General features: G+C 54.5%; 19 protein-coding genes. 16 read left to right on the top strand and 3 right to left on the bottom strand.

What is annotated here, in order from left to right; translation table 11 throughout:
* Positions 1–161: 161 nt before the first annotated feature.
* Together M0R70_03920 and M0R70_03915 are read right to left on the bottom strand one after the other, a co-directional pair.
* Complete coding sequence (locus tag M0R70_03920; protein MCK9418512.1) at positions 162–1,655, bottom strand: oligosaccharide flippase family protein; 1,494 nt, start codon at positions 1,653–1,655, stop codon at positions 162–164.
* A gap of 48 nt (positions 1,656–1,703) precedes the next feature.
* Complete coding sequence (locus M0R70_03915) at positions 1,704–2,315, bottom strand: winged helix-turn-helix transcriptional regulator (GenBank protein MCK9418511.1); 612 nt, start codon at positions 2,313–2,315, stop codon at positions 1,704–1,706.
* Between the two features lie 139 nt (positions 2,316–2,454).
* Here M0R70_03915 and M0R70_03910 point away from each other — a divergent pair, with 139 nt between their 5' ends.
* The 5 genes from M0R70_03910 to M0R70_03890 all read left to right on the top strand — a co-directional run bounded on the left by M0R70_03910 (position 2,455) and on the right by M0R70_03890 (position 7,441).
* Complete coding sequence (locus M0R70_03910) at positions 2,455–3,408, top strand: patatin-like phospholipase family protein (protein MCK9418510.1); 954 nt, start codon at positions 2,455–2,457, stop codon at positions 3,406–3,408.
* A 101-nt stretch (positions 3,409–3,509) separates the two neighbouring features.
* On the top strand, positions 3,510–4,220 hold the full coding sequence (locus tag M0R70_03905) for a glycerophosphodiester phosphodiesterase (protein MCK9418509.1): 711 nt from the start codon (positions 3,510–3,512) through the stop codon (positions 4,218–4,220).
* Positions 4,221–4,250: 30 nt separating this feature from the next.
* Positions 4,251–5,885 carry a glycerol-3-phosphate dehydrogenase/oxidase gene (locus tag M0R70_03900; GenBank protein ID MCK9418508.1) on the top strand — a complete coding sequence of 545 codons (1,635 nt, stop codon included), beginning with the start codon at positions 4,251–4,253 and terminating at the stop codon, positions 5,883–5,885.
* Positions 5,879–6,352, top strand: coding sequence for a hypothetical protein (locus M0R70_03895; GenBank protein ID MCK9418507.1), 474 nt, complete (start codon positions 5,879–5,881; stop codon positions 6,350–6,352). Before M0R70_03900 ends, M0R70_03895 begins: the two co-directional genes overlap by 7 nt.
* 189 nt (positions 6,353–6,541) lie before the next feature.
* Positions 6,542–7,441: a bifunctional 5,10-methylenetetrahydrofolate dehydrogenase/5,10-methenyltetrahydrofolate cyclohydrolase gene (locus M0R70_03890; GenBank protein ID MCK9418506.1), complete on the top strand. Its 900-nt coding sequence runs from the start codon at positions 6,542–6,544 to the stop codon at positions 7,439–7,441.
* 152 nt (positions 7,442–7,593) lie between these two features.
* On the opposite strand, the gene M0R70_03885 is transcribed toward M0R70_03890, so the two are convergent.
* Positions 7,594–8,772, bottom strand: a complete 1,179-nt coding sequence (locus tag M0R70_03885; GenBank protein ID MCK9418505.1) for a flagellar assembly protein T N-terminal domain-containing protein — start codon at positions 8,770–8,772, stop codon at positions 7,594–7,596.
* 212 nt (positions 8,773–8,984) lie between these two features.
* Between M0R70_03885 and M0R70_03880 the strand changes: the two genes are divergently transcribed.
* The 11 genes from M0R70_03880 (at position 8,985) to rplI (ending at position 20,033) form a co-directional block, all read left to right on the top strand.
* Positions 8,985–9,704, top strand: a complete 720-nt coding sequence (locus M0R70_03880; GenBank protein MCK9418504.1) for a pyridoxine 5'-phosphate synthase — start codon at positions 8,985–8,987, stop codon at positions 9,702–9,704.
* A gap of 244 nt (positions 9,705–9,948) precedes the next feature.
* Positions 9,949–10,353: a holo-ACP synthase gene (acpS, locus tag M0R70_03875; protein ID MCK9418503.1), complete on the top strand. Its 405-nt coding sequence runs from the start codon at positions 9,949–9,951 to the stop codon at positions 10,351–10,353.
* Between the two features lie 24 nt (positions 10,354–10,377).
* Entirely contained in the window at positions 10,378–11,916 is a 1,539-nt protein-coding gene (locus tag M0R70_03870) for an NAD(P)H-hydrate dehydratase (protein ID MCK9418502.1), read from the top strand.
* A 190-nt stretch (positions 11,917–12,106) separates the two neighbouring features.
* Positions 12,107–12,565, top strand: a complete 459-nt coding sequence (locus M0R70_03865) for a CBS domain-containing protein (protein MCK9418501.1) — start codon at positions 12,107–12,109, stop codon at positions 12,563–12,565.
* Positions 12,565–13,053, top strand: a complete 489-nt coding sequence (gene tsaE, locus M0R70_03860) for a tRNA (adenosine(37)-N6)-threonylcarbamoyltransferase complex ATPase subunit type 1 TsaE (protein MCK9418500.1) — start codon at positions 12,565–12,567, stop codon at positions 13,051–13,053. Before M0R70_03865 ends, tsaE begins: the two co-directional genes overlap by 1 nt.
* Positions 13,054–13,101: 48 nt before the next feature.
* The gene (locus M0R70_03855; protein MCK9418499.1) at positions 13,102–13,953 is read left to right on the top strand and encodes an NAD(+)/NADH kinase; all 852 of its coding nucleotides are present in this window, start codon (positions 13,102–13,104) and stop codon (positions 13,951–13,953) included.
* Between the two features lie 65 nt (positions 13,954–14,018).
* The gene (locus M0R70_03850; protein ID MCK9418498.1) at positions 14,019–14,771 is read left to right on the top strand and encodes a uracil-DNA glycosylase; all 753 of its coding nucleotides are present in this window, start codon (positions 14,019–14,021) and stop codon (positions 14,769–14,771) included.
* Between the two features lie 117 nt (positions 14,772–14,888).
* Positions 14,889–15,353 carry an HIT domain-containing protein gene (locus tag M0R70_03845; GenBank protein MCK9418497.1) on the top strand — a complete coding sequence of 155 codons (465 nt, stop codon included), beginning with the start codon at positions 14,889–14,891 and terminating at the stop codon, positions 15,351–15,353.
* 212 nt (positions 15,354–15,565) lie between these two features.
* Entirely contained in the window at positions 15,566–18,241 is a 2,676-nt protein-coding gene (gene mutS / locus M0R70_03840; protein ID MCK9418496.1) for a DNA mismatch repair protein MutS, read from the top strand.
* A 1-nt stretch (position 18,242) separates the two neighbouring features.
* Positions 18,243–19,466, top strand: coding sequence for a diguanylate cyclase (locus M0R70_03835; protein ID MCK9418495.1), 1,224 nt, complete (start codon positions 18,243–18,245; stop codon positions 19,464–19,466).
* A gap of 120 nt (positions 19,467–19,586) precedes the next feature.
* Positions 19,587–20,033, top strand: coding sequence for a 50S ribosomal protein L9 (rplI, locus tag M0R70_03830; GenBank protein ID MCK9418494.1), 447 nt, complete (start codon positions 19,587–19,589; stop codon positions 20,031–20,033).
* Positions 20,034–20,038 lie beyond the last annotated feature (5 nt).

Raw genomic sequence — 20,038 nt, 5'->3', positions numbered from 1 at the left:
GCCGTAACGCAGTCCTTTGTTAAATAACTTGATGATTTGCAAGGAGTCCCTGTGATACTCTTCAGAGTGTATTCTCATGTCATCTTTTACTGTCCGCTCCTGAAGCCGGTCAAATTGTGCGCAAATTATCAAAATACTTTTCTATTTTGTATTAAAGCCTATTAGATTAGTTCCGTTAGTATCCAAGTCCTCACGCGTGGCGCAGCAAACGCTGACAGTGCAGTCGCACCAAGTACAATGGACGAGAGTATTGCAATAGTTACCATCGTTGTCATAGGAGATGCAATCAACCAACGTCCCAGCCCTGCAACCGCAAGTGAGGCAAGTAATGGCGGCCCGATATCTTCAAGGTACCAGCGCTGTGCTTCTCCCCGTAAAAAACGGCGGTGTGTGAGTGGGACCACAATTATTAAATATATACTGTTCAATGCTAACCACACAGCGGCTGCACCTACTGCTCCATAGTGTGTAGTCATAAAATACACTGCTGGTACAAGCGTTATGATGAGAAAGATGTTGATGCCTATCCCAATTTTTGTCCAGCCATATGACAATTGCAGCGCAAAGGTAAGGGCGGTAAGCCCGTTTAAGGCCATACCAACTACCAGCAAGGTCACTAGCGGAGAGGCGATACGGGCAGCCTCTGCATTTTGCGTCCATAATAGTAAAATATCGTATGAGAACAACGCCATGACCGTAGCTATAGGCAAAATAATTGTGGCCGTCAATTGAACACCTTGATGGTATAAATTTTTGAGGGATATTTCATCGTTGGCCACCACGAGTGACGAAAAGCGGGGAAACAGCCCGTTAAAAATCGGGCTGACCAGCAGGGTAGGTATCGCGCTGCTTATAGTGCCGGCTAGAATATAATAGCCGAACATTTCAAGCGAGAGGAGTTTGCTCAGGAGTATTTTGTCCATCTGCATCAAAATAATTGCTGAGATACCGATACCACTCATCCCTGCTGCAAAACGCCAGATATTACGTAGAAGGCCAAGATGAAAGCGTGGAGAACCTTCTGCGGGAGGCAAACTGCGCCAGAGGAAAATAGTAAACAGGGTGACGTAGAGGACCGCCACGATAATCTGCCAAGTGAAAAAAGCAGTGATGGTGGGGGAAACTTTCCATAGGATGAACGCCGCTCCGCAACTGCTAAGCGTGGCCATGCCGATTTTAATGCTGTTGGACAGTACTTGTTTCTGCAGCCCCATAAGACCTCCTTCATAAAAACTGAGTGGCCACTGGAGTGCCGACATCACACCCATGATCATAATGGCCTGCTGTACCGTTTCAACAGGTATCGTACCTATATTAATCCAGTTCCGGGCAATGAACGGTGCGGAGCACACTACGCCAAAGCCTAATACGACGCCTATCGCCCAGTATCCGATCTCCAGTGTTCGCACGAGGTCACGTGCTTCGGCAGCCTTGCCCGGAAGAACCGAATACCGCGCCATCTCCCGGTTCATTGTCTGGCTCAGACCGAAATCGAGTATTTGGAAGGTACCCTGCAGCATGGCGAAAAAACCGATTAGGCCATATGCCTCGATTCCGAGGAACTTAATATACAGCGGAACGAAAGCCAGAGCCATGAATGCCGACCAACCCTGCCCTGCGAAGTTGGCGATGACGTTACGTTTCACAAGGGTCATGTATCGGCCTCGCATTGATCGAACGACGAGAGGGAAGCTCCGCTGCTCTTAACTGGGGAAGATAGCCCGTATATTCTTTTTTGTTGCACCATGCTTCAGAAGTTCCTTATAGATTATGTCCTTTTTCAAATATGAAGTTATGACAACACAATCATATTCCATGTTTTCAAGGATGTTCATTGGTTCTATCTGTTTACCGAAAAAATCCCCGCCTGCAAACTCTCCGTCCAGAACGCCTGCCAGCTTCAAGTCCGTCTCCTGGAGTGAAATATAGGCGATCTCGGCAACTTCATCGGTGCCCGCAAAGACCACAGTGCGTATACCCGTGTCCTGCATTTCCTTGAAGAGGACTTTCAGATTTTTCCGTGCCTCGCGATAGATCCTCGTATAATCATGCAGCAGATCATAGGTCAGCCGTGTTTTTTCAGTAAAGCCTTTCGGTGTCAGATAGTAGGCATAACGCTTGGAAGGAATTGCTTTAACGGTAATGAACCCTTTTTTTACGAGGTTCTTGATATAGGAGTTGACAAGTCCGAGAGCGATGCCGAGATGGCTGCTGAGATCCCGCTGGGTGAGGGAATCGTTCTTGGACAGCTCGTCAAGGATCTGGAGAGAACGGTAGGGCTCGGTTCCGAATGATGATGGTCGTTCGGCGTTCATAATGTGAACATAGCACGAACCCCTTGTTTAGTCAACACATAATTTAATAATATTCTTTACTCTCCTTGAGGATGATGCTATCATTACTCACTGAATATCGCTAAGAGTGATGCTATCTTGCGGGGGGAGCGTCCGATCTATGGAACCGAAGATCTGTCTGGCACTGGGTGGAGGGGCGGCGAGGGGACTTGCCCACCTCGGCGTGCTCAAGGTGTTCGAAGACGCCAAGGTCCCCGTCCACATGATCGCGGGCACCAGCCTCGGCGCCATGATGGGCGGCCTTTATGCCACCAAGCCCGATGCATCTTACTGGATGGGACGGGTGGAGCAGTTTCTCCACAGTTTTGTTTCGCGCAAGACGCGTCTCGAGTTCATCCGAAAGCTCGAACAGCCGAACAACCACAACCGCGGTTTTTTCAGCGACATGTCTTTTCTGATCCGCAAGGGATATTTCTGGGGCGTTACTGCGACCCAGTCCGCATTTATCGCTGAACAGGAATACCGCGACCTCATCTATCCTCTGATCCCCGATATTCCGGTTGAACAGACCGCGATACCGTTTGCCTGCGTGGCCACGGACATTCGGAACGGCAAACGCGTCATGTATACGAAGGGGTCGCTTCGCACCGCCATCAGCGCAAGCTGCGCGCTTCCCGGCATCTTCCCCCCGGTAAAGGACAATGGCATGCTGCTCGTGGACGGCGGATGGGTGGAGCGTGTTCCCGTGCTCTGCGCCAGGGAAATGGGCGCCGATATTGTCATTGCCGTCGATGTATCGAGCGATGTTGCGCTTTTCGAGGAAAAATCAGGTCTCGACATTGTCCTCCGTGCAGACGCGGTGACGCGGATCTATCTGAACCAGATACTGGCCCGGGAAGCCGATGTCGTTATCCACCCCGCGGTGGGAGATACGCACTGGGCCGATTTCAGCAAACCAAAGGAACTGTTCAAACAGGGCGAGACTGCCGCGCTCGAAAAGCTCATCAGCGTACGAACGGTCATTCACCGCACGTCGGTTCCGCAGAAGAACCTCGCGGACCAGATACGGACGATCAAGGACAAGATCGTGGAAAAGATGACCGGGGGGAGCTGATAGGAGTCAGGAGTGCCGCCATTTCAATAACGGAATTTATTAAATCTCAATTTATCCGAGTCACTCTCTGTGACTGACGGGATTTTTGTTATACTATCATCATGCCTATCCCCCTTGTGATCGCCCATCGCGGAGATTCCTCAAACGCAGTCGAAAATTCCCTTGACGCCATACACCGCGCATTATCCTTGCCGGTGGACATGATCGAGTTGGACATTCGCAAGAGCCGGGACAACGGCCTCTTTGTCATGCACGATACGTTGACCGGCAGGACAGCCGGGAACGATGTCAATATTGAACGAGCAACATCCGATGCGATCGGCAGGATACGGCTTAACAACGGCGAACCGGTCCCAACCCTTACCGACGTGATCAAGGCGGTTGCGGGATCAGCAGGGCTCAACTTCGAGATCAAAAGCGACGGCGCGGGTCTGTTGACAGCGGAGTACTTTGCCTCATCCGCTTACAACGGGTATGTTCTCCTATCGTCATTCAAGGAGGAAGAGATTCTTGCCGTTCGCCGGGCGTTGCCGTCGATGCCGACGTCACTTATCTTTGACGTCTTCACAGAGCGGGAGGCTCCTTCCTATAGAGAACAAGGCTACAGGATCATCAGCTTAAAGAAAAAGACGGTGAGCAAAAAACTCGTCGATACCTGTCATGAGCAGGGGATCGACGTGTATGTCTGGACCGTTGATGATGAGGTTGAGATGCGGCAGTTCATTGCCTGGGGCGTGGACGGGATCTATTCCAATAAGCCGAGGGTGTTGAAAAAGCTGTTAGAGCGTTCGGAGTTGCGGGCTCGGAGTTAGGAGTCAGGAGTTAGATACCGGAGGATACGAATGCCGAGAACGGATGTTTTGGACGCAGATCGACAATTTGATGTCATCGTCATCGGCGGCGGCATCACCGGCGCCGGTGCAGCGCGGGACGCGGCGCTGCGGGGACTGTCGTGTCTTTTGCTGGAAAAAGGAGACTTCGCGTCAGGCGTTACTTCGAAGTCCACGCGCCTGATCCATGGCGGCTTGCGTTATCTTGCCAACTTCGAGATGGACCTGGTTGCCGAGTCTCTCATCGAGCGCGCCATTCTTCGCAAACAGGCGCCGTACCTGATTCATCCCATGCCGATCCTCATACCAATCTATAAGGAAGACCCGCACGGCAGGGCGGTCATGTCCATCGGCATTCACCTTTATGACCTGCTGTCGCACGAGAAAGACATCCCGCACTATTTCACCTCCAACAGGGGAAAGACCCTTGGATTTGAGCCGCGTCTGAACCGGGAAGGGCTGATCGGCAGCGCGCTGTTCTACGATCACCAGATCACGATGCCTGAGAGGCTGGTCATCGAGAACATCATCTCCGCTCGTGAGGCAGGGGCCAGGCTCCTGAACTATGTCCGTGCTGAAAGGATCGAAGAGGTGAATGGCGGTGTCGTGGTCACTGCGAAGGATACACTCACGGGAATGGCTTCCACGTTCCGTTCCAAGGTCCTGATCAATGCCGCGGGGCCGTGGATCGACCGGGTAAGGCACTCAGGCAATCTTGACCAAAAGAAGATCATCTTTCCCACAAAGGGTATCCATCTGGTGCTGCCGAAGCTTTCGAACCAGGCGCTCTTCGTCACCTCACGCGACGGAAGGATGTTCTTTATCATCCCGCTTGAAGCCTACTCGCTTATCGGCACTACGGACACGAAATACAACGGCGACCTGGACGAGGTGTATGCGGACCAGGATGACGTGGAGTACCTGCTTACCGAAAGCAGGCGTATCCTGCCGAAGATGAACCTGACGAAAGAGTCGATCCTTTATTCGTATGCGGGCATTCGGCCGCTCGCGTTCTCGGGCAGGAGCGAGTCAAAAATATCGCGCAAACATCGGGTCATTCGAGAGGGACGGAACAACAGGATCATCACCATTGCCGGCGGCAAGCTCACCACCTATCGCAACATGGCAAAGGACGTGGTCGACGCGGCATGCAGGGTGCTGGGAACCAGTACCCGTTGCAGTACGGACAAAAAGCCGCTTCCCGGCGGCCTGCCTGTGGACTACGAACAGTACCTGCGCGAAGCAATCCCCGAAATGGCATCACGTTTCAAGGTTGCGCCCGAGCTGGTACGCCATCTCATCAGTTGTTATGGTGCGCGAACGGAGAGGGTGCTGGAACTTGCAGCATCGCATCCGGTCCTGGGCGGGTCGATCTCTTCAGAAAGCAGCGATATCTATGCACAGGTCCTGTACAGCGTGATTGAGGAAGGGGCGAGAACGCTTTCCGATATTGTTCTCCGCAGAATGCACCTGGGTATCACTGCTTCGCGTGGCCTGAGGCAAGCGGAGAAGATCGCTGATATCGCGGGTCGGGAACTCAAATGGAGCGACGACGAGATACACCATCAGATCGACGAGTTTAAAAAGGCTTTACAGAGAGAAACAGCGTGCCTAAGCGGGCCCGCGAGAAAGGGGAACGTATGCTGAACGGAGCGCATCTGCATCTTATCGTCAATCATTTCCCGGTGGTCGGTATTCTATTCAGTATTCTGCTGTTTTTGTACGGTTTGGTCAGGGGAAGCGAAGAGATCAAAAAGACCGGTATTGGTGCGTTCATCCTGCTCGCGCTCATAACCGTGCCCATCTATTTAACCGGCGAGGGCGCTGAAGAAGCCGTAATGGGACTCCCCGGGGTAACAGAAGGGTTCATAGGCAGACATGAGGAAATTGCCGGACTGTCAGCGGTATTGATAGAGCTCCTCGGCATCGCGTGTCTTGCCGGCTTGTATTTCTTTCGCCGCTCCGCGACGATGCCGAAATGGTTCAATGCTTTCGTGCTTGTGCTGGCGTTCAGCGCGGCAGCCCTTATGGGTCTCACTGCAAACCTCGGCGGACAGATCAGGCATACGGAGGTCCGGGATGTGGTCGCTTCTCCGGTTGCGCCGAATCCGTAATAAGAAGCATTATGGAGCCTGTTGCACAAGCCCACTTGTTGTCACCCTGAGCGAAGCAAAGGGTCTCGCAACTGGAACTGGCTGGAAATACGAGATTCTTCACTACGTTCAGAATGACATGCTGTGTTGCTTTTTCTATGAGTCGGGAATAAGCGTTCACGTTGCGATAAATAATATTTCGGAGGACCTATGACGCAGCTGATGCAGGGGGGCGAACTTTCCTCAAAAATCATCCTGGCAGTCAAGGAGGAGACATCCAGGCTGGCGCAACACGGCATTCGCGCCGGGCTTGCGCTTCTGCTGGTGGGCGAGGACAAGTCCTCATTCATGTACTACCAGGCGATCCAGAGCGCCGCGGTCCGGGCGGGGATCGATATTTTCAACCACACCCTGCCCGCGACCGCGTCCCTGAATGAGATCCTGAACCTCATCAAGACGCTGAACAACGATGAGAGGGCAAATGGCATCCTGGTCTTCATGCCGCTGCCGCGAAATATCGATACCCGGAAGGTCGTGAACGCCATCGTTCCGGAGAAGGACGTGGATGGCCAGGGCGCTATTTCCGTCGGTCGTCTGTCGGCGGAGGAATCGACAGCCTATCTGTTCGAGCCGAAATTCACGCTTTCGGTCAGGTCCACGTTCCTGCCCTGCACACCCTACGGCGTGATGCGGATGCTGGAGCACTACAACATCGACCCGAAGGGGAAGAAAGCCGTGATCGTGGGGAAAAGTCTTGCGGTAGGCAAGCCGCTTGCGATGATGATGCTGGTCAAGGAAGCGACGGTCTCGGTCTGCCATCGCGAGACCCGCGACCTCGGCAGTGAGACCAGACAGGCTGATATTCTCTGCACGGCCACGGGGAGGCCGGGGCTCATCAAGGCGGACATGGTGAAAGAGGGGGCGATCGTGGTGGACATCGGCATCACCATTCTGCCTGACGGCGCGACCGTGGGAGATGTTGATTTTGACGCGGTATTTAAAAAAGCGTCGTTGATCACGCCGGTCCCCGGCGGCGTAGGACCGGTGACCATCGCTATCCTGCTCAAGAATACCGTGATCTCGGCAAAGAGAATGGTGGGGGTGGGGTAGTCTGATAGAACCGACGAGGGACGACGGACGAAAGACGACGGACGAGGAATGAGGGACGAGGGGCGAAGGACGAGGGAAGAAGGACGAAAAAGCGTCCATCGAGAAATACGACGTCCTTCGTCCGTCCTGAATTATCGCTTCCCTCGTCGGTTCTATTTCGGCGTGACCTTCAACTCCAGCGAGTTCGCCGTCGAGCTCACCACTTCCACGGAGAAGCCACTGAAGTCCCTCAGCAGCAATTCATCCGATAGTATCTGCGCGCTGTTCTTCGAGTCCACCGATATTTTGGCTGTTGTCCCGTTGAAGCTCCGTTCGTGCAGGTCCTTGATGCCGCGCACCTGGTTCTGAAGAACGTCCTTGAACTTCGCGAACTGGTTTTTGTTCAGGCCGGTGATGGTGATGTTGACGGACCGGGTGCCGCCTGTCTCTTTTGCATAGATGGTCAGGATTTTCCCCATCATTTCCTCTGCGGCTTCATTCGCCGCTTTCTTGAGCGCTTCCGTACCGGCCGTTACATCGGAGACATGCACGGCGGCCGCATGCGTCGATGCCGTTGCGATGACCTGACCGGTATCAATGCGCACGGCCCTCGCTGAAAGGTCCGCCTGCGCTGAAATCATCCCGCCGCCTATCTCGCCAAAACGTTTGGATACGGCCTTGCCGATGATCACCACCTCGGCGTCCGCCTGCGCGCCGAGCGTCTTGGCCTGGGCAACGGTAAGGTCCTTGACCCGGTAGGCCTCGGTCACCTTGATCTCCTTGACCGCGATCTGGTGGTCTATGAACTCAAATCCTTTTTCCGTGAATTTGTCCATGAAGACGTTTTCAACGACACTGATGTCGGTTTGTTCTCCATAGGCGCCCAGCCACCAGGCAATGACCGTCTGCCCGATGTTCTGTTCCGCTATCATGACCATGGTCCGGGGCTTGTGCATACGGCCGAGGAGGATGCCGATACCCGAGAGATCATCGGTCAGCCGGCCGAGGGCGACTTCCGCGTTGATGCGGACGCGAAGAAGACCGCTGTCAACCGTTTCACTGATGACATTGTACCGCTTGATGTACCCCTTGGTCTGCGACAGGATCTTGTCGCTGATGAGCTGGTAGTTCTCGACCTGGGTCTGCGAGTCGATCAGAATGCCGATCGCCTGTTCCACAGCGCGTTTCTGGGCATCCTCAAGAGCGGCATCGCGGGCAATATCGCGGGCATTTCCCTGGATCGCGGCCACGCCTTCGGCGGTCACGGTCTTTGATTCCTCGGAGATCGCCGGAAGCGCCGCCGTTGCAATCAGAAGAAATACGAGACTCATGGATTTTACGAGACGAATCATTACGGTTTACCTCCCGAGGTTTTGTACAATAATGCAAATATACCAGAGGCACGGGTCAGGGTCAAGGCTGTAATCAGTCGCTGTAATCAGTCGCCTTTCGCATGCTTGAACGGTTACGGGGCAAACAAATTTTCTGGATATTTGAATAGAGAGATGATAGAATCAAACCACAAGGGACAGCATCCAGCAGGCAGTGCAGGAGGTAGAGCAACGTGCCCAGATTGTCCGTAAATATCGACCACATTGCCACGATCCGACAGGCGAGGAAGGGCATGGAGCCCGATCCGGTTGCGGCGGCGATACTCGCAGAGCTGGCGGGCGCGGAAGGCATCATCGCGCACCTGCGCGAGGACCGGCGGCATGTTCAGGACCGGGACCTGCGGCTGCTGCGAGAGACCGTGCAGACGAAACTGAACCTCGAAATGGCGGCGACCGACGAAATGCAGCGTATAGCGCTCGAGGTCAAACCGAACATTACCACGCTGGTCCCGGAGAAGCGGGAAGAGCTCACGACCGAAGGCGGTCTTGAGGTGGCCTCACGGACCGATTTCATGAAATCCTTTATAAGCCGTCTCCAGCAGGGCGGCATTGTGGTCAGCCTCTTTATCGATCCCGATGATAACCAGATCGCGGCGGCAAGGAAGTCCGGCGCGGACTGGGTGGAGATCCACACCGGCGCGTATGCGAACGCGAAGACCGAAAAAGACCGCGGGCGTGAGCTTGAGAAGATCACCGAGGCGGCGAAGCTCGCCGGGAGCCTGGGGCTCCGCGTGGGCGCGGGACACGGTCTGAACTACGTGAACGTGCGGAAGATAGCGCGTATTCCCGAGGTGGAGGAACTGAACATCGGCCACAGCATCATCTCACGGGCAGCGCTCGTTGGGATGGAGCGGGCGGTGAGGGAGATGAGAGCGTTAATTGGAAATTGGTAACGACTCAGGTTGGCCGCAAATGGCCTAAAAAATGAACCGGCCACTTAGAGAAGCACGCAGAGAACTCAAAGAAAAAACCTGATAACATGTATTTCAGTTTCAATTCTCTCTGCGATCCTGGAGCCTGCCCGCGAAATGTCTTATCGGGGGTTCTTTTGCGGCTAACAGATTTTGACCTGAGTAGATACGAAAATTGATAATGTAAAATTGGGAATTGTAAATTTGTGGCAGCACGGGGGGTACCATGATAGTCGGCATCGGAGTTGACCTGGTGAAGATCGACCGCATCGACAAGGCAGGGAAGGACCATGCAGGTTTTCTTGAGCGGGTGTTCACGGAGCGCGAGCGGGAATACTGTACACGCCAGAAATATCCCGCCCAGCACTACGCAGGCAGGTTCGCTGCCAAGGAAGCGGTGCTCAAGGCCATCGGCACTGGATGGAGCGCGGGCGTAAAGTGGACGGACATAGAGGTGCTTCACGGCGAAGGCGGCGGCCCGATCGTGAACCTCTCCGGCAGGGTGAAGGACCTCATGGACCTCAAGGGTGTGAAACAAGTGCTCCTCAGCTACTCGCACGATGAAGGATATGCCGTGGCGCAGGTGGTGCTGGTGGGGGCAACGTTCTATAGCTCTGGTGAAAATCCCTGATCCTGATTTTTAAATTATCCTTCTATGAAAATCGTCACCACACAGCAAATGAAGAACATCGACCGCAGGGCGATCAGGGACTTCGGCATCCCCGGCACGGTCCTGATGGAGAACGCGGCAGTAGCCGTCATGATTGCCATGGAGAAGTTCTTCGACGGCCTTGAAGGGGTTCGGGTCGGCATCCTCTGCGGCAAGGGGAATAACGGCGGCGATGGCCTGGCGCTCGCGCGGCGGCTCAGGATCAGCGGCGTACCGGTGCGGGTCGCGCTGCTGGCATCCTTTGGCGCGATCAAAGGGGAAGCAAAGATCAATCTCTCCATTCTCCGCAAGATGGATGTCGAGATCGTGCAGAATGCGTCTTCCCGTTCTCTTTCCGATATTATTGCATGGTCGGATGTTCTTGTTGACGCGTTGCTTGGCGTGGGTCTGTCATCTCCCCTGAAAGGCGCGTATGCGCAGGCCGTGAAGATGATCAATACCTCGGGCGCTCCTGTTGTCGCCGTGGACATTCCCACGGGGATCAATGCGGATACAGGCGAGGTCATGGGCGTGGCGGTCAAGGCCGACCTTACGGTGACCATGGCATTCCTGAAACGCGGACTCGTGCTCTATCCCGGCGCGGGGTACGCGGGCACGGTGCGCGTTGCGGACCTCGGCATCCCATCGGAGGTTGCGGAAAAAGAACATCTGTCGGTGAGCCTGTTGGATAAGGATTCTGTCTGGGGCGTTCTCAGCAGCAGATTGTCCGATGCGCACAAGGGGGACTTCGGTCACCTCATGGTCGTCGCCGGCTCGCCGGGCAAGGCTGGGGCGGCAATCATGGCTGCCAAAGGAGCGCTCAGAGCAGGAGCAGGGCTCGTGAGCGTGGCAACGCCGAACAATCTTGTCCCGATCATCCAAGCGCAGGTCGCGGAGGCCATGTGTGTCCCTTCAGCCGAGAGCATCGAAGGGACATTGGGGATCGGGTCTGAAGAAGAACTGCTCAAGACCATGGGAACCATGAGCGCTTGCGCGATCGGTCCGGGGCTTTCAACACACTACGAAACGGTCCAGGCTGTGCGGAATCTTATTCAACGACTCACGATCCCGGCGGTGATCGACGCGGACGGGTTGAATGCGCTTGCCGGATTCACGGATATTCTTAAACGCGTAAAAGCGCCGGTTATTCTGACCCCGCACCCCGGTGAAATGGGGAGGCTGCTGGGCATATCATCCGATGATGTACAGAAGAACAGGATCGGTGTCTCTTCGGAATTTGCCAGAAAGTATAACGTTACGGTCGTACTCAAGGGCGCGGCCACGGTGGTCGCGACTCCTCATGGATGGGTGTTCATCAACTCCACGGGAAACCCCGGCATGGCATCCGGCGGGACCGGAGACGTGCTCACCGGCATGATCGGCAGCCTCCTTGCCCAGGGATACAGCGCAAGTCAGGCCGCGTGTCTCGGCGTTTATCTGCACGGACTGGCTGGGGACCTTGCGGCTGAGGAAAAAGGCGAAGCTTCAATGATCGCCGGAGATCTGATTGATAAAATTCCTCATGCTTTTAAAGAAATGACGTAACTACTCAGGTCAGTCTCACACAAAGCCACAAAGGCACGAAGAAAGGCTTTAATTCCTAACAAGCCCGTTTCATGCTGTGATTTCCTTCGTGTGCTCCGTGGCTTCGTGTGAGCATAAGGTTTTGGTCCCGAGTAGTTACGAAATGACATCGTAACTGTGGTTAAATCCGGATTCACCTTGAGAGGTCCTTATGCTTATTGCAAAAGACATCATGACCACAGACGTATTGGTCGTCAAGCCCGATACCTCCATCGAGGAGCTTTCTTCCATTCTCGTGAATAACGAGATCAGCGGTGTGCCGGTGGTTGACGACTCGGGCGCGCTCTACGGCATCGTGACCGAGAACGACCTCATCAGCCGGAACAAACGGCTTCACATTCCCACGGTGGTAAGCTTCCTGGATGCGGCCATTTATCTGGAAAGCTCAAAAAAATTTGAACAGGAAGTAAAACGCCTGACAGCCACACGGGTAGGGGACATCTGCGCCCGCAAGGTTGTTACGATCACGGAAGACACCACGGTCATAGACATCGCCGAGATCATGTCGGAGCAAAAGGTCAATCTGCTGCCGGTGCTTAAGGCCGGCAAGGTCGTGGGCATCGTGGGCAAGCGCGACATGGTGAAGGCTGTCATACGACAGGCCGAGTAATGTTCAGCGTGATCACGTCAAGCCCCGAGCAGACCTGGGAGATCGGACGGCTGCTCGGAAAATTGCTTGACGCAGGCGATACCGTCTGTTTATACGGCGATCTCGGCGCCGGCAAGACAAATTTAGCCTACGGCATCGCCCGGGGATTAGACGTACGGGAGCAGTACATCACGAGCCCGACCTTCACCTTCGTGAATGAGTACCAGGGACGCGTACCGCTCTATCACATCGATCTTTACCGCCTCAAAGGACCTGATGAACTGGAGAACATCGGGTTCGACGAATACATTGAATCCGATGGTGTGACCGTGATAGAATGGGCCGAACGGGCCGAGGATGAATTGCCCGAGGTGAGCTTGGGCGTCTACCTTACCGCCGTTGATGAAAAGAGCCGCGAGTTCGGATTTCTCGCGGAAGGGGAACGGTACGAGAAGCTGGTGGCGGAATTGAAGCAGGAACTGGATCGAATAAAACCGCTGACCGGATAACAGGATTGTAACTACTCAGGCACAGAAGAAAACCATCAAAGGAATCGTATGAAGAAGATCGGCATCATTGCCAAGAATATTCCCGCAGCGCAGAAGGCTTCCCGGAAGCTGGCCTCATGGCTTGAGGCGCGGGGTAAAAAGGTCTTCATCGACAGCGAGACCGCGGCGGCCATCAACAGGCGGGGTTACGAACCGGATGAGATCCCGGCGCTCGTTGAAATGATCATCGTGCTCGGGGGTGACGGTACGCTTCTGTCCGCAGCGCGGCTTGTCGCCGATGCCCATGCCGATGTTCCGATCTTTGGCGTCAATCTTGGCAGCCTGGGTTTCATGGCGGAGGTATCTCTCGAGGAGCTCTATGGCAATCTGGAGAAGGCCATTGCCGGAAAGCTCGGGACCGAGGACCGGATAATGCTGACCGCGAGCGTGCTCCGTAAGGGAAAGCGCATTGCGCAGTACCGCGTGCTGAACGACGCGGTAATCAACAAGGGCGCGCTTGCGCGCATGATGGAACTCAGGGTATCGGTGAACGACGGGCATTTGACGACGCTCAGGGCGGACGGATTGATCGTGGCGACGCCCACGGGTTCCACCGCATACTCTCTCTCCGCCGGCGGGCCGATCGTTCATCCTACGATCCACTGTTTTGTGCTCACTCCCATCTGTCCGCATACCTTGTCGAACCGGCCTATCGCGTTGCCCGATTCCGTCGTCGTCACGGTATGTCTCACCTCGCCGAGCGAGGATGTTTCACTCACGCTTGATGGACAGATCGGGTTTCCCCTTGAGCCGAACGATGTTGTGGCGATCAAAAAATCCCGGTTCAGGATGAAACTGATCAAACACCCTACAAAGAGCTATTATGAGATTCTCAGAACGAAGTTGAAATGGGGGAATTAGACGTTAGTTCGGAGTTGGGAGTTCGGAGTGCGGAAGGCAAGGTACCATGACAAGGGTTCTCTATTATGGATGATATTCAGCGGGAATTTCTGGATATTGTATCACAGGTCAAGGCGCATCTGGAGTATCGAAGGGCGCTGGGGATGAGCTTCGTTGAGATGGCGTCATCAGGAGATTCCCGGTCAGCAGCACCCGTTGCTTCAAAGGCGGATCCTGTAAAAACAGTATCCTCATTGGTAGAAAAACCTTTTGTATCACAATCAAGTGGACTTGCCGCCGTCCGCGAAGAGCTTGGTGATTGTACCCGCTGTAAACTGCACAAGGGCCGGAAGAACCTCGTCTTCGGAGAGGGCGACCCGAACGCCGCGCTCGTATTTGTGGGCGAGGGACCCGGGCAGGAAGAAGACCTGCAAGGGAGGCCCTTTGTCGGAGCTGCCGGACAACTGCTGACGGACATCATTGTCAAGGGCATGCAGTTGAAGCGCGAGGATGTCTACATCTGCAATATCGTGAAATGCAGGCCGCCGGGCAACCGGAACCCCGAGCCGGATGAGATCGAAGCCTGCGAACCGTTCCTCATCAAACAGCTTCAGGCGATTAACCCGCAGGTCATCATCGGACTGGGCAATGTCGCCGTTAAAACCCTGCTCAAGACAAAAGAGGGGATCACCTCGTTGCGCGGCAACTGGAAAACCTATCAGGGTATCCCGCTCATGCCCACGTTCCACCCGGCATACCTGCTCAGAACTCCATCGGACAAAAGGCTTGTCTGGGATGATATTAAGAAAGTTATGGCGGAGATGGGAAAAAACAAGTGAGTGACGATGGACGAGTGACGAGGGACGAAAAAGCGTCCGTCGTCCTAGTGAACGCAGTGAACGATCGTCCCTCGTCTTTCGTCGAATATTATGGATAGACTCTGGGCTCCATGGCGCATGAAATATATTCTCAGTTCTAAAAAAACAGTTGGGTGCATTCTCTGCGAGGAAGCGAAAAAGAATGACGATCGCAGGAACTATATCCTGTATCGCGGAAAGCATTCCTTTGTGATCATGAACCTCTATCCCTATAACAACGGCCACCTGCTTATCGTTCCTTTTACCCATGAGTCCGAGGTTGACCGATTGCCCGAGGCGGAACTCACTGATCTGATAAAGACAACGCAGGCATCGGTGAATATCCTGAAGCAGGCCATGCATCCCGATGGATTCAATATCGGCATCAATATCGGAAAATCCGCCGGTGCCGGAATTCCCGAACATCTCCACGTACAGATCGTTCCGCGCTGGACTGGCGATTCCAGCTTTATCACGGTTTTTGACGAAACGCGCGTGATGCCGGAGCTGCTCGACGGAACGTATGACAGGCTGCGACCGTATTTTGAAAAGCTAAAAGACTGAATATTTACCACGGAGGCACGGAGACGCGGAGGAGAGCGAAAAGATGGGAAGCTGAGAAGTTGGGAGAATCTACGATTTATATTTTCCCCCTTATCTTGTCACTTCAACGTTTTTCTCAGTGTCTCCGCCTGTGCCCAGCGTTAACGAGTGCGCAGCGCGAGTGCAGGGTATGACTCCGTAGTTGATTTTGATCTACCATCTTCTTGAATTCCATGAATGACCTTACCCCCCTCATGAAACAATACCGCGAGATCAAGCGTCGGCATCTCGACGCAATCCTGCTTTTCCGCATGGGCGATTTCTACGAGATGTTCGACCAGGACGCGGTGACCGCCTCGAAGGTCCTTGAGATCACGCTTACGGCGAGGAACAAGTCAAAGGGCATCGAGACGCCGCTCTGCGGATTCCCGTATCACGCTGCGGAAGGCTATATCGCCAAGCTTATCCGGCGGGGCTTCAAGGTCGCGATTTGCGAACAGATGGAGGACCCCAAACTCGCGAAAGGCATTGTGAAGCGCGAGGTGATCCGGGTGGTGACGCCGGGAACGGTGCTTGATTCCAATCTGCTTGATGCCAAGGACAACAACTACCTCGCTTCCCTGTATCCGCAGAAGGACGGTTTCGGACTTTCCTTTCTCGATATCTCAACGGGCGATTTTTTCATTGCCGAGGTCGAGGGCGGCGATAATCTCGCCGAGCTCGATACCGTCCTTGCGCGGTTCACGCCCCGCGAGATCGTGCTGCCCAGGGACCATGAGTCTGATCCCGGCCTTGCTCTGCTGCTTCGTCAATACACGCAGGCCATCAATGCCTGCGACGACTGGACATTCGACATCACGACCGCCCTGCGAACGCTGCTCGACCACTTCAAAGTCGCCTCGCTCGAGGGTTTCGGCTGCAGCGGCATGAAGTCCGGCATTTCCGCCGCAGGCGCGGCGCTTCGATATATCGAAGAGACGCAGAAGACCGGTCTTGCGAACATACGCCGCATCAAGCCTTTTCTCGTCCGGGAGCACATGGTCCTCGACGCATCATGCCAGCGGAACCTCGAGCTCGTCAAGAACATCTACGATGGATCGACCAAAGGTACGCTGCTTTCCGTGCTCGATTCTACGGTCACGGCAATGGGCGGCAGAAAACTTCGTGAATGGCTCCTGAACCCGCTGATGAGCGCGGTGGAGATCGAGCATCGGCTCGACGCCGTGGCGGAGTTCAAGAACGACCACCAGCTTCGCTCCACCATCATGAAAGCGCTCGGCGCGGTCTATGACCTCGAACGGCTCATCAGCCGCGTCTCACTCGGCGTTGCAAATGCCCGCGACCTGCTTGCGCTTAAACAGTCGTTTACCGCGCTCCCCCGGCTCCATGAATCGCTGATCAGGTGCAATGCCCGATCGATCTATGATATTGCTCAAGACTGGGATGGCCTCCAGGACATCTTTCAGTTCATTGAGGGCGCCATAAACGATGATCCTCCCTATACCTTGCGCGAGGGGAAACTGATCAAAAAAGGATATAACACCGAGCTCGACGAGCTGCGCTCCATCAGCTCGGAAGGCAAGGGTTGGATCGCAGGTATCGAGCTGCGCGAGCGCGAACGCACCGGCATCAGCTCGCTCAAGGTAAGTTACAACCGGGTCTTCGGGTATTATATCGAAGTAACAAAGACCAACCTCGCGAATGTGCCGCAGGATTTCATCCGCAAGCAAACGCTTGCGAACGCCGAACGTTATATCACGCCGGAGCTCAAGGAATATGAGGAAAAGGTCCTCGGCGCGGAGGAAAAGATCATCGATCTGGAGTACCGGCTGTTCCAGCAGGTGCGTGAAACGGTTGCCGCCTCTACTGTCAGGATCCAGGAAATGGCGAGGCGCGTCGCATTGCTCGACAGCCTGGCCTCTCTTGCCGAGGCCGCGGCAAAGAATAATTATGCGAGGCCAATGATCCTCGACGGGGATATGCTCAAGATCGTCGAGGGCAGACATCCGGTCATTGAGCAGCTCTCGCTTGAAGAACGGTTCATTCCGAACGACACGCTCCTGGACTGCGAGGAGAACCAGCTGATCGTCCTGACCGGGCCGAACATGGCGGGCAAGTCCACCTATATGCGGCAGGTGGCGCTGATCACGATCATGGCACAGATGGGCGGGTTTGTTCCCGCGCGCGAGGCGACGGTCGGCATCGTGGACCGGGTGTTTACGCGCATCGGGGCATCGGATTTCATCACGCGCGGCCAGAGCACCTTCATGGTCGAGATGAACGAAACGGCCAACATCCTGAACAATGCCACGGACCGGAGCCTCATCATCCTCGACGAGATTGGCCGGGGCACGAGCACCTTCGACGGCATCAGTATTGCCTGGGCCGTGGCTGAATACCTTCATACGAAGATCAGGGCGCGGACCCTGTTCGCCACGCACTACCACGAACTCACAGAACTCGCTCTCACCATGGACCGGGTGAAGAACTATACCGTGGCGATCAAGGAATGGAACGACCAGATCATCTTTCTCCGGCGCGTGGTGGAAGGCGGGGCGGACAAGTCTTACGGCATCCAGGTGGCGCGCCTCGCGGGACTCCCGGAAGCGGTGATCCAGCGCGCACGGGAAGTGCTGGCAAATCTCGAAAAGGCCGAGTTCAACGACCAGGGTGAGCCCCGCCTGGGCGGGGCTTCAAAATTCGGATCAGGAGAAGGGGCGAACGGGGGACGCGGGGAGAAGAACGCAAAAGCCGGGAAAGCGGCACATGTGGAACCACAGCTCGGTCTGTTCGCAAGTGAAGCGGGCCTGATATTCAAAGAGATATCGGACCTGGATCTTGATGCCATGACGCCGCTCGATGCCATGAATACGCTGCATGATCTCAAAAACAAAGTGAGGAAGAGCTGATATGCCCGCGATGAAAGAGAAGAACTTCTACAGGACGTTCATCATTTCAACGGGCCTGGTCATCGCGCTGGTCCTGTCGGGGATATTCCTTGATATGGTCATACGGACCAGGCAACTGATGAATGAGGAGAATATCATACAAGCGCGCGTCGTCTTTAACACCCTCGTTTTGACGAGAACGTGGAATGCGAATTACGGCGGAGTCTATGTAGAGAAGAAAAAGGGTGTGGAATCCAATCCTTACCTGATAAACCCGGATATCAAGACCGTGGACGGGAGGGTATTTACCCTGCGAAATCCGGCATTCATGACCCGTGAGCTGTCGGAATATGCCGAGAACGAGGGGATGTTCAAGTTCCATATCACCAGTCTGAAGCTCATGAACCCTCATAACGAGCCCGACGAGTTTGAAAAAAAGGCGCTTCTCCAGTTCGAAAGCGGCGCAGTGAAGGAAGTTTCCGGAACTGAATTGGTCAACAACAGAACGTATTTCAGGTACATGGCGCCGCTCTATATTAAAAATGATTGTCTGCAATGTCATAAACACCAGAACTATGCCGTCGGAGACGTACGGGGAGGAATCAGCATAACCTTCGACATCGAGGACCGCCAGAGAAAGATCAGGTCCAATACCATTACCATTGTACTATTCGGCATTGTCACAACCCTGTTTCTATTGGGACTGATCTATTTTTTTATGGCACGGTTGATAAAGAGGTTTGACCAGGCGTGTCAGACGATCGAGAAGATCGCCATTACCGATGCGTTGACAGAACTGTTTAACCGGCATCATATTATGCTGCGTTTTGAGGAAGAGTTTGAAAAGTTCAAGCGGCTGAAAATGAATGTGAGCTGTATCCTGATAGACGTTGACAATTTCAAGGCCATCAACGATTCATACGGTCACCAGATTGGGGACCAGGTCCTCCAGGTCATTTCCGCCCGTATGCGTGACACGATTCGTGCCTACGACATTCTTGGCCGCTACGGGGGTGAGGAATTTTTGATCATCCTGCCGGACACCAGTCTGGAAGATGCCCGGGGTCTTGCCGAGAGGATCCGTACTCATGTCAAAGAAGAGACGGTCAACAATGCCACCGTCACCCTGAGCCTCGGGGTGGTGTGTGTCCAGGCGAGCGACCGGTCGGTGGACGATATCATCAGGAGGGCTGATGAGCATTTATATAAGGCAAAAATGAGCGGCAGAGACCGGGTTTCTGCATAGGGGCACGATAAAAAGCGGCTGCTCAACGGGAGGATGTTCCGGAGCAATTCCCTGTTGACACCCTGCCCCGGTTTCTGGTAGTATCTCGGCACAGAACATTTGAAAGGAGTCGTATCAGCAATGCAGGTAATTTTACGGGAAGATATCGACAAATTGGGTAAAATAGGAGACCTCGTCAAGGTCGCCGACGGCTATGCCAGGAATTTTCTGGTGCCGAACAAGAAGGCTATCGAGGCAACGCCCGATAACCTGAATGCCATGAATCACGCGAAGAAGATGGTCTCGGACCGCGTCCGCAAGATAAAAAAAGAGGCCACGGGGGAAGCAGACCGGATCAGAGGACTTGCCGTCATCATCAAGGCCAAGACCGGTGAAGAGGGCAAACTCTTCGGTTCCGTGACTTCAATGGACATCGCTGATGCGGCGAAGGCGCTGGGCGTGGAGATCGACAAACGGAAGATCGTCCTCGATGAGCCGATCAGGCGTCTCGGCGACTATACCGTCTCCGTGAAGCTGCATGCCGACATTCTCGCGGAATTCAAGGTCTCGGTGGTCGCGGAAGAGTAGCTCTT

It is taken from the genome of Nitrospirota bacterium, assembly GCA_023229435.1.
Taxonomy (GTDB): domain Bacteria; phylum Nitrospirota; class UBA9217; order UBA9217; family UBA9217; genus JALNZF01.
This window is presented reverse-complemented; position numbering and strand designations above follow the sequence as displayed.